This is a genomic window from Inhella proteolytica (assembly GCF_016093275.1).
Classification (GTDB): Bacteria; Pseudomonadota; Gammaproteobacteria; order Burkholderiales; family Burkholderiaceae_C; genus Inhella; species Inhella proteolytica.
In genome coordinates, this window is record NZ_JAEDAK010000007.1 from 73798 (window position 1) to 87457 (window position 13660).

Sequence of the window (13660 nt, forward strand, 5' to 3'; positions counted from 1 at the left end):
CCGCCCTTGGGCGGCCTTGTCGTTTCTAGAATCCGCGGCCCCTTAGGAGTCCACCATGCCCGTCGATCTGCAAGCCCCCAATCCTGCCGACCTCTTGCCCGTGCCGGGGGTGCGCATCGGCTCCACCATGGCTGGCATCCGCAAGCCGGGGCGGCGGGATCTGTCGGTGTGGTTGCTGGACGAGGGCGCGGCCGTGGGCGGCGTGTTCACGCAGAACCGCTACTGCGCCGCTCCCGTGCAGCTGTGCCGCGAGCACCTGCAGCGCCCGGGCATCCGCGCCTTCCTGATCAACACCGGCAATGCCAATGCCGGCACCGGTGCCGATGGCCTGGCGCGTGCCAAGCGCAGCTGTGTGGCGCTGGCGGCCAAGCTCGGCATCCAGGCCGAGCAGGTGCTGCCGTTCTCCACCGGCGTGATCATGGAAACCCTGCCGGTCGAGCGCATCGAGGCCGGGCTGGACGCCGCAATTGCCGCCGCCGCCCCCGCGCAGTGGTTCGAGGCCGCCCAGGCCATCATGACCACGGACACCTTGCCCAAGGCGGCCTCGCGCCGGATCGAGATCGAGGGCCGCCCGGTGACCCTGTCCGGCATCGCCAAGGGCGCCGGCATGATCCGCCCCAATATGGCGACCATGCTGGGCTTCATCGCCACCGATGCCTGCGTGGACCCTGGTCTGTTGAACGCGCTGGCGCGCGAGGCGGCCGATGCGAGCTTCAACCGCATCACGGTGGATGGCGACACCAGCACCAACGACAGCTTCGTCGTGGTGGCCACGCAGAAGGCCGGCCATGCGCCCATCACGGACCTGAACAGCCCCGCCGGCCAGGCGCTGCGCGACGCGCTGAACGACTTGGCCGTGCAGCTGGCCCAGGCCATCGTGCGCGACGGCGAGGGCGCCACCAAGTTCATCCGCGTGCAGATCGACGGCGGCCGTGACGAGGCCGAGTGCCGGCTGGCGGCTTATGCGGTGGCCCACTCACCGCTCGTGAAGACGGCCTTCTTTGCCAGCGACCCCAACCTCGGCCGCATCCTCGCCGCGGTGGGCTACGCCGGCATTGCCGATCTGGACCAGAACCGCATCGAGATGCACCTGGGCGACGTGCATGTGGTGACCCAGGGCGGCCGCCACCCCGCCTACGTGGAAGCCGAGGCCGCCAAGGTCATGGCCGCCAGCGACATCCTGGTGCGTGTGCACCTGGGCCGCGGCACGGCCAGCAGCACAGTTTGGACCTGCGACTTCAGCGAAGACTACGTCCGCATCAACGCGGACTATCGGTCCTAAAAGTCCACCGCGCGGGTCTTCCAGCCGCGCGCCACCATGGTGGCGTTGACGATCTGGGCTTCCTCGCGCGTGCCGAAGGGCCAGACTGCGGCGCGCCAGCCTTGCGGGGTTTCAAACACCTCGGCCTGCAGCAGCGCGGCGTCGCTGACGATCGTCCGCACATGGGTGCGCATGCGCTCCAGCTGGGCTTCGGCCTCGGCCTTGTTGGCAAAGCCAGGGCTCACCAGGGCCACTTGCGGGCCGGCCGCGGCGTTCTGCAGGCGCAGCTGCTCGGGCGTGGCGGCGCCGCGGTAGGGTGCACTGGCGCCGGCAGGCGGGCTGGCTGGGCTGCTGGCGGGTGTGGCGCTCACGGGAGCGCCCGGCGCGTTGGCCTTGCCCTGCAGCACCTCGCGCGGGCTGCGGCGCACGGGCCCCAGGCGCGGCCGGATGTCGGGAATGCCGGAGGCGGCCTCCGAGGCCGGCTCCGACGCCGCTTCCGGAGCGACGGCCGAGGCGGGCATCGACGCAGCGTCGACCGGCGCTGCCGCGCTGGCCGATGCCGCACTGGCCGGGGCCGAGGCGGGCACGGGGGCCGAAGCCGCCGCTGAGGCGGCGCTGGCGGCGGGCGCAGGGGTGGGTACCTGGGCGGGTGCCTGGGCCGTGCCGGCGGGCCAGAGCAGCCAGGCCAGCGCCAGGGCCGCAAAGGCCGCCAAGGCTCCCGCAATCGCCAGGCGCGGGCGCTCCCAGTGGCGGGTGCTGCCCAGCACGGCCAGGCGACCCTGGTGCTCGCCCACCAGCACGCGCAGGCGTTCGCCCTGGTGGTCGACGGCGGCGGCCACCAGCCAGCGCTCGGTGGGCCAGGCGCCGGGGCAGGCCTCGGCCAGCGCGCTGTCCACCTCCACGCGGCGCTGCGGCCATTCCGAGCCATCGTCGAGCGGCTGGTGCCAGGCATGCAGGGCGGCAAAGGCGGCCACGCGGCGCGGTTTCAAGCCTTCGATGAAGGTTTCGCTGAACACCGGCCAGGGGCCGCTGCCGCGCGCCTGACGGCGCGTCCAGCTCGGCAGCTGCCAGCGCGGCCGCGGCTCCACCAGGGTGGGCGCCTCGCTGGCCGCGGCATCGAGCGAGGGCTCCTGCGCCTGCGCGGCCTTCATGAAGGGCAGCGCCACCCAGCCCACGCTGTGCACCGCTTCCGCGCCGATGCGCGCCGCCAGCGGGTGACGGTTGTGCCAGGCGCAGACGGCGGCCTGGATGTCCTCAAGCGGCAAGGGCATGGTGGGCGGCAGGTGGGGAAGGGGGGATGCTACGGCGCGGACAATTCAGCCCATGAGTGAACAGGATCTGGCGCTGTTGCGCTTCTGGCAGTTGTGTGCACCCGCCCTGCACGAGGACGCGGGCTTGGAGCTGCAGCTGAGTGCCCCCACGGCCCAGGCGGGCGACTTGCAGCGCCTGCTGCTGCGCCCGGTGCAGCTGAAGCAGGGCCGAGCGCTGCAGCTGGTGTTCCGCCATGCCACCAAGGACATCACCCGCAACCTCAGCCCCGACGAGGCGCTGGCGGTGCTGCAGGCGCATCTGGGCCCGCTGCTGCGGGCGGCGCGCCTGCAGGGCGCGGGGGGGCATTGGCAGCTGGACTTCAACCGAAAGGGCCGCGCGCGCCTGGTGCAGCACTCCAAGGGGGCGGCGCCGGCTGCGGCCGCGGCCGGCCACAACCGCGAGAAGACGCGCTGGCTGCACCTGGAAGAACCGGTCTGGCAGGCCCTGTGCCTGGCGCAGATCGGTCGCGGCGGCGAGGTCGAACTGGTGCCTGCGATGGCGCGCAAGTGGCGGCAGATCAACCACTTCGTCGAGATCTTCGATGCCGGTCTGCGCGCCGCCGGCCTCAACCCAGGCCAGCCCGTGCGCGTGGCCGACTTCGGCTGCGGCAAGGCCTACCTGACTTTCGCGGTTCACGAGCATCTGCGGCGTGGCGGCTGGCTGCCGCAGGTGCGCGGCGTCGAGCTGCGCCAGGAGCTGGTCGATCAGACCGAGACCATCGCGCGCCGCCTGGGGCTGGAAGGATTGAGCTTCAGCCAGGGCGATGTGGGCCATGAGCAGGTGCAGCCCCTGGACGTGATGATCGCCCTGCACGCCTGCGACACCGCCACCGACCACGCGCTGCACCACGGCCTGCGCGCCGGCGCGCGTCTGATCCTCAGCGCGCCCTGCTGCCACAAGCAGCTGCGCGGCCAGCTGCAGCCGCCGGGTGTGCTGCGCCCGCTCTTCAAGCACGGTGTGCACCTGGGCCAGGAGGCCGAAATGCTCACCGACGGCCTGCGCGCGCTGCTGCTGGAAAGCCAGGGCTACGACACCCAGGTGTTCGAGTTCATCGCCCTGGAGCACACGCAGAAGAACAAGATGATCCAGGCCGTGCGCCGGGCGCAGCCCAGCGCGGAGCGCCAGCAGCAGGCCACCGAGCAGGCGCGGGCGCTGAAGGACTTCTGGGGCGTGCGCGAGCAGGCGCTGGAGCGTTTGCTGGTGGGCCAGACCTAGGCAAAACGCTGGCCTGCCCCGGGGATGCGGCCCCGGGGCAAGCGCAGCGGCCACCATGGACTCGCCCTTTGACGCCGAGGCGTGGGGCTGCGAGACCGGCAGTGGCGCAATCGACGATTGCGGCGTCGATGGACAGACGCAGGCCGGCCCGCGGCGCAGCGCCAGGGCTTGCCGCGGCCCTGCAGAAACCTGCTGGGGGCTGCGCGTCGTCATGGGGCGGCAGTTTCGCGATCGGGCTCGGGCCCCAAGCGCGGAGAACCGCCGCCATGCCGGCGCTACTTACTGGCTGGCTTTCCGCGTGCTTTTTCCAGCGCCTGCAGCTGCGCGTTACTGGGCTGGCCCAGGGCGAACAGCGGCGCCTGGCCCGGGCGCAGCAGCGCCAGATAGGGCGTGATGCCCTTCCACTGCGGGTTCACGGCATGGCGCAGGGCCAGTTCATGGCCCTCGAAGCGCCAGCGGCGTTCGGCCGGCAGCGGGTGGGTCTCCTCGCCGTCGTCCGTCAGCACCAGCCACAACGGCATGCCGGCGTGCTGGCGGCGCAGGCCGGCCACCACGGCGGGGCAGTTGCCGCAGTAGGTGGCGCTGAACACCAGCCAGGTGGGGGCCTGCACCTGCTGCTGCAGTTGCTGGAAGGTCTGCGGGCCGAAGGCTTCTTCGGCGGCGCTGCAGGGCAGGGTGGGCAGCGCCAGGGCCAGCGCCAAGAAGAGTGCCTTACGCATGGATTTCGAGGGCGCGCACGCCCTGGGTGTCGCGCCACACGGCCCACAGCTGTTCGCCGTGGCGCAGCAGGCGCGGGTGGTCATTGGGGTGGGAGCTCTGGGCCAGTTCCAGGGCCTGCCAGCGGCGGCCGTCGTCGCCTGAGAGCAGGGCCTGCAGCCGGGTCTGGCGGCCATCGAACTGGCGCCAGACCAAGGACACCCGCTCGCCGGCGCTGACCAAGTCTGCATGTTCGGCCTCGGGCAGGGCGCGCGGGCTGCCATTTGAGTGGTCGGTAGGCCGGCCCTGCGCGTCCAGCCGGCCCAGGCGCACCGCGGGCTCGCCGGCGCGCTGGCCGTACCAGCAGGCATGCCAGCCGCCATCGGCCGCGGCGGCCAGGCCGGGGCCATGGTGCGGGCAGGCGTCAATCGCCCAGCGGTCCAGGCTGGCGCGCACAGGGGCGCTGCCGTCCAGCCAGGCAAAGGCGTGGTCGCGCTCGTTGGGCTCGAACACATGGCGCCACAGTGCGGCCAGTCGACCATCGGCCGCGGGGCTCAAGGCGATGCGGCAGCACTCGCAGGCATGGTCGGCCAGCTTGATGTCGGGCCCGAAGCTGGCACCGCCGTCCGTGCTGACATTGCGGTACACGGCTGCGCCGCGGTAGGGCCGGCCTGCCGCTTGGGCGGCCTCCAGATCGCGCTTGTCGATCCAGGCCAGATGCAGACTCCCCTGGCCATCAAAGGCCATGGCCTGAAAGCGGTGTGTGATCGGCTGGCGGTCCTGATGCACGGTGATCGCGGGCGCGAAGTGGGCGCCGCCGTCCAGCGAACGCAGCAGGCGCACGTCACCCGTATAGGGCTTGAGGCCGGCGCGTACGTAGCTCAGCAGCACCAGCCCGTCGGCACCGAAGAGCAGGCGCGGCGTGGCCTCACCATCGGCGGCCACGCGGTCCTCGCCCACGTCCAGGCCTTGGCCTTCCTCCAAAGGGCCGGCGCCTTGGCGCAGGCGCAGCTGGCCGGCGCGGTCCAGCCCGGCCAGCCAGAGCTTGCCTGCGGGGTCAAAGGCAGCGGCGGTGGCCAGCTTCGGGGGTGGGGCGGCCAAGGGCTGGGTACCTGCGGCGCAGGCGGCGAGGCCAAAAGCAAGGGTTTGACGTCGGGTCAGCATGCAAGCTCTTTCATTGGGTGAACCTTGATCAAGCGGCCAGCGCGGAACCGGCTTTGCCGGGCCGCTGCTGGCGCCCCTGGGGGGAGGCGCCGCAGGCGCTTCGGGGGGAGGGTCACAGGCTCCAGCGCAGTTCGGCCAGCAGGGTGCGGCCGGGGTAGGGGTGGCTCTGATAGGCGCGCTGGTCCAGCGCGTTGTTCAAGCCCAGGGCGAGTTCGATGCCGTGGTCCAGCTGCCAGCCGCCGCGCAGGTCCACCAAGGTGTGGGCCGAGATGCCGCCATAGACATCGCTGTTGAAGTCGGTGTTGCTGCTGGTGCCATAGCTGCGGCTGCTGTGGCGCAGGCCCAGCGAGGCAAAGGGCTGGGTCGGCATGGCACGCCAGCGGTAGCTGGCCAGCAGATTGGCCCGCACCTTGGGGATGCGCGGCCACTGCTTACCCACCTGCGCGGGGTCGCGCCGGTTGGCGCGCACCACGGCGTCGGCCAGGGTCAAGTTCGCGTCCAGGCTCAGGCCCTTGATCCCCAGGTTCTGCGTCTGCCACACCAGCTCCAGCGCCTGCGTGCGCACGCGGTCCACGTTCGACACCCGAGTGACCGCCGGGAACACCGTGGCGTCGCTCTGGCGCAGGATGGCGTCGCGCACTTGATCGTGTACCAGCGCAATGCGCAACTTGTGGCCGGCCTCGGGCTGCCATTCGGCGCTGAGCTCCACGACGTCGCCACGCTCGGCGCGCAGTTCGGGGTCGCTGAGGGTCTGGCTGGTGGCGCTGAAGCTGGCGTTGTAGAGCTCTTCCACATTCGGGAAGCGCAGGCCGCGCCCGGCGCTGAGCTTGAGCAGCCAGTCGTCCGAAACCGTCCAGGCCAAGCTGGCCTTGGGCGATTCACCCCGCAAGCGGCGCTCGGCGTAGGCCAGGCTGCGCAAGACCTGGCCATCGGCCTGCTGCTCGCAGCGAATGCCGGCCTCGGCACGGCAGCTCGCGGCGCGCAGCAGCTGCTCGCCGTCGAAGGCGCGGAAGCGCTCGCTGCGCCAGCCCAGGGTCAGGGTCCAGTCGGGGGCGATCGCCCAGGCATCCTGGGCGTAGAGCGAGGCGACCTCGCTGCGGCCGCGGTAGGCCTGGCTCAGCGTCGTGCCTTCGATGCGCCAGTCGCTGCTGGCGTAGGTCGGACTGTCAAGCCGGTAACGGTTGTGGTGCGCCCCCAGGGCCACGCGGTGGGCCGTGCCGCGCCACAGGGCCTGCAGTTCCAGCGTGCCCCAACCGGTGCCGTCGCGCCGGGTCACGCTGCCGGCGCCGCCTTCGCTGAAGGCGCGTGGGTCGGGCAGGGTGGCCTGGTGGGCGCGGTCGCGGTCAATTTCATAGCCCGAGGCCACCAGCGACGCATTCCAGCCGGCCGCCGGCTGGGTCTTCAGCGACAGGCCCCATTGCTGGTGCTGCTCCTCGCGGGTGCTGGGCGCGAAGGCCGTGCCGGGGATGACGAAGCCGCGCTCGGGGTTCGTGGCATCGCGCACCGCGCCGACCCAAACCGTCTGCCCCTGCGCGTCGCGCAGGAAGCTGCGGTTGTGGGCGTCGCTCTGCTGCTTCCAGCCGGCCCACATCAGGCTGGCACGCCAACGGCTGCCCAGCGGCGCGCCAAGCTTGAGCTTGGCGGTGGACTGCTCGGTGTGGTCGTAGGCGCCGGCGCTGGCGCCGAACACCGCGCGCGGTTGGCCGTTGGGGTCACGGTCGTACTGGATGCCTTGCACGGCCACCGCCTGGGCGGCCGGCTTGCTCCAGCCGTTCGGGCCGGCCAGCAGGTTGAAGTACTGCATGGGCTGCGAGTCCGCCACCTGGTGGTTCAGGCTCAGGCTGGCCCACAGGCCGGACTGCCAGCGCTGCGCCAGGTAGGCGCTGGCCTGCTGGCTGCCCAGGCGGTCGCGCTGGCCATAGAGCGTGAAGCCCTGCTCGTGACGGCTCAGGCGCGCGGCGGCCTCGAAGCGCAGCGGTTCGCGCTCCGTCACCAGGGCCGTGGCGCCGATGGAATTGCCCGGCAGCAGGGCCGAGAAGGGCCCCTGCAGCAGGTCCACGCGGGCAATGGCCTCGGGCGTCAGCATGTTCCAGCGCGGGGCATCGAAGCGGCCGAGGAAGTTGGAGATCAGATAGCCGTCCACATAGGCCAGCGCACGCGAGGGCTGCAGGGTGCCGAAGCTGCGCCCGCCGAGCAAGGCATTGCGGTCACCCACATAGCGCTTGCGCACGGTCAGCCCTGGCAGCTGGGCCAGGGCATCTTCCGGGTTGATGAGGTTTTGCAGGCGCAGCTCCTCGGCGCTTCGGCCGCTGAGATTGCCAGGCACGTCAGTGGGCAGTTGCGCGCGTAACGCGCGGCCGAGCAGCACCACGGTTTCGAGTTGAGCATCGCTGGCCACGCCTTGGGCGAAGGCGGCGGCGTGGGCGGCCAGGGCCGCGCCGAGTGCGAGCAGTCGCACCCTGAAATGGGAGTTCATGGAGATTCAGGCAGCAGTGAAGGGCGCCGGCCCCTGCAGGGCGGCGAGCGGCTTCAAGCGGCCTGAGGAGGGGCGCGGGCCGGCGGCCGCAGCCTGGGCTGCGCCTGGCTGGGAGTGACCGCCGCCCGCGCGACCAGCACCGGGCGCAAGCCGGGTGGTGGCAGCAGCAGGACGGGGCTGGGCGGGGCGCCAAGCGCTTGAGCGAGCGCGCCGCAGGAGGCGCAATGCTCGAACCAGCCGGCCATTGCGCGCGGGCTTTCGCCATCGGGGCTGCGGCACACGCCCACCAGCGGATCCACTGGCCCCAGCGACAGGCTGATCGCAGGCGCCAGCAGGCCCATCCAGAGGATGAGAACCAGCAGGTAGCGAGGCAGGCGGCGGATGGGCTTCATGAGGGCGCGCCGATTCTAGGAACCTGGGGTGAACCCGCACTTGTTCTGTATCAAGGCGTCAAAGTGCGATTTGAGCCTGCGCATAGAATGCGCCGCCTTTTTGGCCGCACCCTTGCTGGGGTGACGGCCTTGCGTCCGTGGCCCCCAAAGCAAGCCGCCTCGGCGCGACCCGCAGCAACCGGAGTCGAAACGCAGACATGAACAACGCACACAAAATCCTGCAGGGCCTCGGGCGCTTGGCGCAAGCCGGCCTGGCCCTGACGACCCTGGTGGGGGCGCATGCCGCCCTGGCCGTGAACGACCTGCCCGGCGGCCCGGCGGTCAACCAGATCAATCTGCATCCGCCGGTGACCAAGATCGCCGCCGATCAGATGTGGCTCCACAACATGATGCTGTGGATCTGCACCGGCATCTTTGTGGCGGTGTTCGGGGTGATGTTCTATTCGATCTTCAAGCACCGCAAATCCCGCGGTGCCAAGCCGGCCAACTTCCATGAGTCGGTGGCGGTCGAGATTGCCTGGACCATCGTGCCCTTCATCATCGTCATCGCGATGGCCCTGCCGGCCACCAAGGTGGTGGTGGCCATGAAGGACACCACCAATGCCGACATCACCATCAAGGCCACCGGCTACCAGTGGAAGTGGGGCTACGACTACCTGAACGGTGAGGGCAAGGGCATCGGCTTCCTCTCCACCCTGGATTCGGCCCAGCGCGAGCAGAGCGACAGCGGCAAGCCCGAGCAGGTGGACAACTACCTGCTGAAGGTGGACGAGCCGCTGGTGGTGCCGGTGGACAAGAAGATCCGCATCATCACCACCGCCAACGACGTGATCCACGCCTGGATGGTGCCGGCCTTCGGCGTCAAGCAGGATGCCATCCCCGGCTTCGTGCGCGACACCTGGTTCCGCGCCGAGAAGGAAGGCGACTACTACGGTCAGTGCGCCGAGTTGTGCGGCAAGGAACACGCCTACATGCCGATCCACGTGAAGGTGCTGTCGGCTGCCGACTACACCGCCTGGGTGGACAAGAAGCTCAAGGAAGCCGCGGCCAAGGCCGACGATCCGAGCAAGGAATGGAAGCTGGACGAGCTGATCGCCCGTGGCGAGAAGGTCTATGCCGCCAATTGCGCCGCCTGCCACCGTGCGGACGGCAAGGGCGCCGGCCCGATCAAGCCGCTCGACGGTTCGGCCGTGGTGCAGGACGCCGACAAGTCCAAGCAGATGACCATCCTGCTGAACGGCGCCGCCAATGGGGCGATGCCGGCCTGGAAGCAGCTCAGCGATACCGAGCTGGCCGCCGTCATCACCTACACCAAGAACAACTGGTCCAACAAGACGGGTCAGATCGTGCAGCCGGCCGAGATGGCCGCTGCCCGCAAGTGATCTGAGAAGGAACCACCATGAGCGCAGTGCTTGATCACCACGGCCACGGCCACGATCACCACGATGACCACCACCACGCCCCCACGGGCTGGCGCCGCTGGGTCTTCGCCACCAACCACAAGGACATCGGCACCCTGTACCTGCTGTTCGCTTTCACCATGCTGATGGTGGGCGGCGTGCTGGCACTGCTGATCCGTGCCGAGCTCTATCAGCCCGGCCTGCAGTTCTTCAACCCCGAACGCTTCAACCAGTTCACGACCATGCACGGTCTGATCATGGTGTTCGGCGCCATCATGCCGGCCTTCGTGGGCTTCGCGAACTGGATGATTCCGCTGCAGATCGGCGCCAGTGACATGGCCTTCGCGCGGATGAACAACTTCAGCTTCTGGCTGATGATCCCCGCGGCCATCATGCTCGTGGCTTCGTTCTTCATGCCCGGCGGCGCTCCCGCCGCTGGCTGGACGCTGTACGCGCCGCTGACCCTGCAGATGGGCCCCTCGATGGATGCCGGCATCTTCGCGATGCACATCCTCGGCGCCTCGTCCATCATGGGTTCGATCAACATCATCGTCACCATCCTGAACATGCGCGCTCCGGGCATGACGCTGATGAAGATGCCGATGTTCGCCTGGACCTGGCTGATCACCGCCTACCTGCTGATCGCCGTGATGCCCGTGCTGGCCGGCGCCATCACGATGACGCTGACCGACCGCCACTTCGGCACCACCTTCTTCAACCCCGCCGGTGGTGGCGACCCGGTGATGTACCAGCACATCTTCTGGTTCTTCGGTCACCCCGAGGTCTACATCATGATCTTGCCGGCCTTCGGCATCGTCAGCCAGATCGTGCCGGCCTTCGCCCGTAAGCGCCTGTTCGGCTACGCCTCGATGGTCTACGCGACCGCCTCGATCGCGATCTTGAGCTTCATCGTCTGGGCCCACCACATGTTCGCCACCGGCATGCCGGTGACGGGCCAGCTGTTCTTCATGTACGCGACCATGCTGATCGCGGTGCCCACGGGCGTGAAGATCTTCAACTGGCTGGCCACGATGTGGCGCGGCTCGATGACCTTCGAGACCCCGATGCTGTGGGCCGTGGGCTTCATCTTCGTGTTCACGATGGGCGGCTTCACCGGCCTGATCTGTGCCATGGCGCCGATCGACATCCAGATCCAGGACACCTACTACGTGGTAGCCCACTTCCACTACGTGCTGGTGGCCGGCTCGCTGTTCGCGCTGTTCGCCGGCGTGTACTACTGGGGCCCGAAGTGGAGCGGCGTGATGTATTCGGAGTTCCTCGGCAAGGTCCACTTCTGGGGCTCGCTGATCTTCTTCAACATCACCTTCTTCCCGATGCACTTCCTGGGCCTGGCGGGCATGCCGCGTCGCTACGCCGACTACCCGCTGCAGTTCGCGGACTTCAACGCGATTGCCTCCGTGGGCGCGTTCGGATTCGGTCTGATGCAGGTGTTCTTCTTCCTGGCCATCTGCGTGCCGATGCTGCGTGGCAAGGGCCAGCCAGCCCCGCAAAAGCCCTGGGAAGCGGCCGAAGGCCTGGAATGGGAAGTGCCCTCGCCGGCGCCTTTCCACACCTTCGAGACCCCGCCCAAGCTGGACGCCACCGCCACCAAGGTGATCGGCTGATGAGCCCTGAGCAGCAGAAGGCCAACCGTCGCCTCGGTCTGATCCTGTTCAGCGTGGCGCTGGCCTTTGGCGTGGGTTTCATGGTCAAGATGATCTATTTCTGATCGCCATGAAGTCCTGGGTCGCCAAGGTTCGCCACGCCAACCGCCAGCTGCTGTTCAAGCTGGCGGTGGTCAGCCTGCTGATGTTCGGCTTCGGCTATGCGCTGGTGCCCATGTACCGCGCCATCTGCGAGGCTTTGGGCATCAATGTGCTGTCGCTGGCCGAGCGCAAGGAGCAGGCCAAGAACACCCAGGTGGACACGAGCCGCACCATCCTGGTGGAGTTCGATGCCAATGCGCGCGGCCCGTGGGACTTCAAGCCGGCGATCAGCCAGATGAAGGTCCACCCGGGCGAGATGGCGACGGTGATGTACACCTTCCGCAATCGCCAGGAGCGCGCCATGGCGGCCCAGGCGATTCCCAGCTACGCCCCCAAGCAGGCCGGTGCGCACTTCAACAAGTTGGAGTGCTTCTGCTTCAACGAGTACACCTTGCAGGCCGGTGAAAGCAAGGAATGGCCGGTCGTCTTCGTGGTGGATCCCAAGCTGCCGAAGGACGTCCACACGATCACCTTGTCCTACACCTTCTTTGAGGTGCCGGGCAAGAAGCTGGCGGGGCTCTGAGGCGTGAATCCAGGCGAAGAGTTGAAACAGGTCGCAGCACGGCCGCTGTCCTTCGGGCAGACGATCCGCGCCGTGGCCTGGAGTTTTTTCGGTGTGCGCAAGGGCTCCGAGCATGAGGCCGACATGGCCAAGCTCAACCCGGTGCACGTCATCATTGCCGGTGTGATCGGCGCAGCGCTGTTCGTGCTGCTGCTGGTCCTGCTGGTGCGATGGGTGATCAGTTCCGGCGTGGCCGGCTGAGCACCCGCAGCAAGAGTCAGAGAAGAACCGTTCGAGGAGAACCTTAGATGGCAGCAGCAACCCCCGGGGCCGCGCCCCATTACTTCGTGCCCGGTCCGTCGCGCCACCCGGTGATGGCGGCGATCGGCCTGTTCTTCGTGATCCTGGGCGCGGGCCAGTGGGTCAACGACCACGCCTGGGGCGCGTACTCCCTGGTCTTCGGCCTGCTGTGGTGGGCCTTCGTGCTCAAGCAGTGGTTTGGCGACGCCATCCGTGAGAGCGAGGGCGGCCTCTACGGCGACCGCATCGACCTCAGCTTCCGTTGGAGCATGGGCTGGTTCATCTTCTCGGAGGTGATGTTCTTCGCCGCATTCTTCGGCGCGCTCTATTGGGCCCGGGTGCATTCGGTGCCGATGCTGGGCAATGCCGAGCACGCGCTGCTGTGGCCGGACTTCAAGGCGCTGTGGCCCAGCACCGGGGGCGGCACCGCCTCCCCGGCCGGCACCATCGACGCCTTCTCGACCATCGGTCCCTGGCCGCTGCCGACCGTCAACACCGCGCTGCTGCTGACCTCGGGTGTGACGCTGACGATCGCGCATCACGCGCTCATCGCCGGCGACCGTGCCAAAACCATCAAGTTCATGTGGGTGACGGTGCTGCTGGGCATCACCTTCCTGTTCGTGCAGGGCTATGAGTACGCACACGCCTATCGCGACCTGAACCTGAAGCTGAGCTCGGGCATCTTCGGCTCGACCTTCTTCATGCTCACAGGCTTCCACGGCTTCCACGTCTTCGTGGGCATGCTGATGCTGCTGTTCATCACCCTGCGCCTGCAAAAGGGCCACTTCACGCCGCAGCGTCACTTCGGCTTCGAAGGCGCGGCCTGGTACTGGCACTTCGTGGACGTGGTCTGGCTGGGCCTGTACGTCGTCGTCTACTGGATGTAATTCAGAGCCTGACAAGCAAAAGGCGCCGCGATTGCGGCGCCTTTTTTCATGTTCTGGGGGGGTCTATCGCCCCAGCGGACGGGGTTGGATCCAGCCCATCTTCCAGGCCAACAGGATGAACAGAAACAGCGCGATCGACAGGCCGACCCGCACCGCAAGGGCGCGCGCCATGTGCTTGGAAGCGTCGTGCTTGGCCTGGGGCCGCTTGAGCATGAAGATGCCGGCGGCCGCGAGCGCGCCGAGGATGCCGATGAAGGCGATCAGAAAGAGCCAGTTCATGGAGGCACTGT

14 protein-coding genes are annotated in these 13660 nt (G+C 68.7%); 8 read left to right on the forward strand and 6 right to left on the reverse strand.

Annotated features, from left to right (window positions below; genetic code table 11):
• Window positions 1–55: 55 nt before the first annotated feature.
• Window positions 56–1282: a bifunctional glutamate N-acetyltransferase/amino-acid acetyltransferase ArgJ gene (gene argJ / locus I7X39_RS11625; protein ID WP_198111325.1), complete on the forward strand. Its 1227-nt coding sequence runs from the start codon at window positions 56–58 to the stop codon at window positions 1280–1282.
• On the opposite strand, the gene I7X39_RS11630 is transcribed toward argJ, so the two are convergent.
• Complete coding sequence (locus I7X39_RS11630; protein WP_198111326.1) at window positions 1279–2532, reverse strand: hypothetical protein; 1254 nt, start codon at window positions 2530–2532, stop codon at window positions 1279–1281. The two genes, argJ and I7X39_RS11630, sit on opposite strands and share 4 nt — an antisense overlap.
• A gap of 52 nt (window positions 2533–2584) precedes the next feature.
• Between I7X39_RS11630 and I7X39_RS11635 the strand changes: the two genes are divergently transcribed.
• Window positions 2585–3787, forward strand: coding sequence for a class I SAM-dependent methyltransferase (locus tag I7X39_RS11635; protein ID WP_198111327.1), 1203 nt, complete (start codon window positions 2585–2587; stop codon window positions 3785–3787).
• 275 nt (window positions 3788–4062) lie between these two features.
• On the opposite strand, the gene I7X39_RS11640 is transcribed toward I7X39_RS11635, so the two are convergent.
• The 4 genes from I7X39_RS11640 to I7X39_RS11655 form a co-directional block, all read right to left on the reverse strand.
• Window positions 4063–4506: a hypothetical protein gene (locus I7X39_RS11640; protein ID WP_198111328.1), complete on the reverse strand. Its 444-nt coding sequence runs from the start codon at window positions 4504–4506 to the stop codon at window positions 4063–4065.
• On the reverse strand, window positions 4499–5584 hold the full coding sequence (locus I7X39_RS11645) for a hypothetical protein (protein WP_198111329.1): 1086 nt from the start codon (window positions 5582–5584) through the stop codon (window positions 4499–4501). Before I7X39_RS11645 ends, I7X39_RS11640 begins: the two co-directional genes overlap by 8 nt.
• 175 nt (window positions 5585–5759) lie before the next feature.
• A complete protein-coding gene (locus I7X39_RS11650) occupies window positions 5760–8123 on the reverse strand; it encodes a TonB-dependent receptor (protein ID WP_198111330.1) in 2364 nt (787 codons plus the stop codon).
• Between the two features lie 53 nt (window positions 8124–8176).
• Window positions 8177–8515 (reverse strand): hypothetical protein, encoded by a 339-nt coding sequence (locus I7X39_RS11655; RefSeq protein WP_198111331.1) that lies wholly within the window; start codon window positions 8513–8515, stop codon window positions 8177–8179.
• Between the two features lie 197 nt (window positions 8516–8712).
• On the opposite strand from I7X39_RS11655, the gene coxB reads away from it, so the two are divergent.
• The 6 genes from coxB to I7X39_RS11680 are packed head-to-tail and all read left to right on the forward strand — an operon-like array spanning window position 8713 to window position 13370.
• The gene (gene coxB, locus I7X39_RS11660) at window positions 8713–9897 is read left to right on the forward strand and encodes a cytochrome c oxidase subunit II (RefSeq protein ID WP_198111332.1); all 1185 of its coding nucleotides are present in this window, start codon (window positions 8713–8715) and stop codon (window positions 9895–9897) included.
• Window positions 9898–9914: 17 nt separating this feature from the next.
• Window positions 9915–11540, forward strand: coding sequence for a cytochrome c oxidase subunit I (gene ctaD / locus I7X39_RS11665; RefSeq protein ID WP_198111333.1), 1626 nt, complete (start codon window positions 9915–9917; stop codon window positions 11538–11540).
• Window positions 11540–11644 carry a cytochrome oxidase small assembly protein gene (locus I7X39_RS23250; RefSeq protein ID WP_232351902.1) on the forward strand — a complete coding sequence of 35 codons (105 nt, stop codon included), beginning with the start codon at window positions 11540–11542 and terminating at the stop codon, window positions 11642–11644. Before ctaD ends, I7X39_RS23250 begins: the two co-directional genes overlap by 1 nt.
• A 5-nt stretch (window positions 11645–11649) precedes the next feature.
• On the forward strand, window positions 11650–12204 hold the full coding sequence (locus I7X39_RS11670; RefSeq protein WP_198111334.1) for a cytochrome c oxidase assembly protein: 555 nt from the start codon (window positions 11650–11652) through the stop codon (window positions 12202–12204).
• Window positions 12205–12207: 3 nt separating this feature from the next.
• Entirely contained in the window at window positions 12208–12444 is a 237-nt protein-coding gene (locus I7X39_RS11675; protein WP_198111335.1) for a DUF2970 domain-containing protein, read from the forward strand.
• 47 nt (window positions 12445–12491) lie between these two features.
• Complete coding sequence (locus I7X39_RS11680) at window positions 12492–13370, forward strand: cytochrome c oxidase subunit 3 (protein WP_198111336.1); 879 nt, start codon at window positions 12492–12494, stop codon at window positions 13368–13370.
• Window positions 13371–13433: 63 nt separating this feature from the next.
• On the opposite strand, the gene I7X39_RS11685 is transcribed toward I7X39_RS11680, so the two are convergent.
• Window positions 13434–13649, reverse strand: a complete 216-nt coding sequence (locus I7X39_RS11685) for a DUF2909 domain-containing protein (RefSeq protein WP_198111337.1) — start codon at window positions 13647–13649, stop codon at window positions 13434–13436.
• Window positions 13650–13660 lie beyond the last annotated feature (11 nt).

Excerpts from the sequence above, each read along its gene's own strand:
- argJ (WP_198111325.1), top strand. The coding sequence starts at position 56 with ATGCCCGTCGATCTGCAAGCCCCCAATCCTGCCGACCTCTTGCCCGTG.
- I7X39_RS11630 (WP_198111326.1), bottom strand. The coding sequence starts at position 2,532 with ATGCCCTTGCCGCTTGAGGACATCCAGGCCGCCGTCTGCGCCTGGCAC.
- I7X39_RS11635 (WP_198111327.1), top strand. The coding sequence starts at position 2,585 with ATGAGTGAACAGGATCTGGCGCTGTTGCGCTTCTGGCAGTTGTGTGCA.
- I7X39_RS11640 (WP_198111328.1), bottom strand. The coding sequence starts at position 4,506 with ATGCGTAAGGCACTCTTCTTGGCGCTGGCCCTGGCGCTGCCCACCCTG.
- I7X39_RS11650 (WP_198111330.1), bottom strand. The coding sequence starts at position 8,123 with ATGAACTCCCATTTCAGGGTGCGACTGCTCGCACTCGGCGCGGCCCTG.
- I7X39_RS11655 (WP_198111331.1), bottom strand. The coding sequence starts at position 8,515 with ATGAAGCCCATCCGCCGCCTGCCTCGCTACCTGCTGGTTCTCATCCTC.
- coxB (WP_198111332.1), top strand. The coding sequence starts at position 8,713 with ATGAACAACGCACACAAAATCCTGCAGGGCCTCGGGCGCTTGGCGCAA.
- ctaD (WP_198111333.1), top strand. The coding sequence starts at position 9,915 with ATGAGCGCAGTGCTTGATCACCACGGCCACGGCCACGATCACCACGAT.
- I7X39_RS23250 (WP_232351902.1), top strand. The coding sequence starts at position 11,540 with ATGAGCCCTGAGCAGCAGAAGGCCAACCGTCGCCTCGGTCTGATCCTG.
- I7X39_RS11670 (WP_198111334.1), top strand. The coding sequence starts at position 11,650 with ATGAAGTCCTGGGTCGCCAAGGTTCGCCACGCCAACCGCCAGCTGCTG.
- I7X39_RS11680 (WP_198111336.1), top strand. The coding sequence starts at position 12,492 with ATGGCAGCAGCAACCCCCGGGGCCGCGCCCCATTACTTCGTGCCCGGT.
- I7X39_RS11685 (WP_198111337.1), bottom strand. The coding sequence starts at position 13,649 with ATGAACTGGCTCTTTCTGATCGCCTTCATCGGCATCCTCGGCGCGCTC.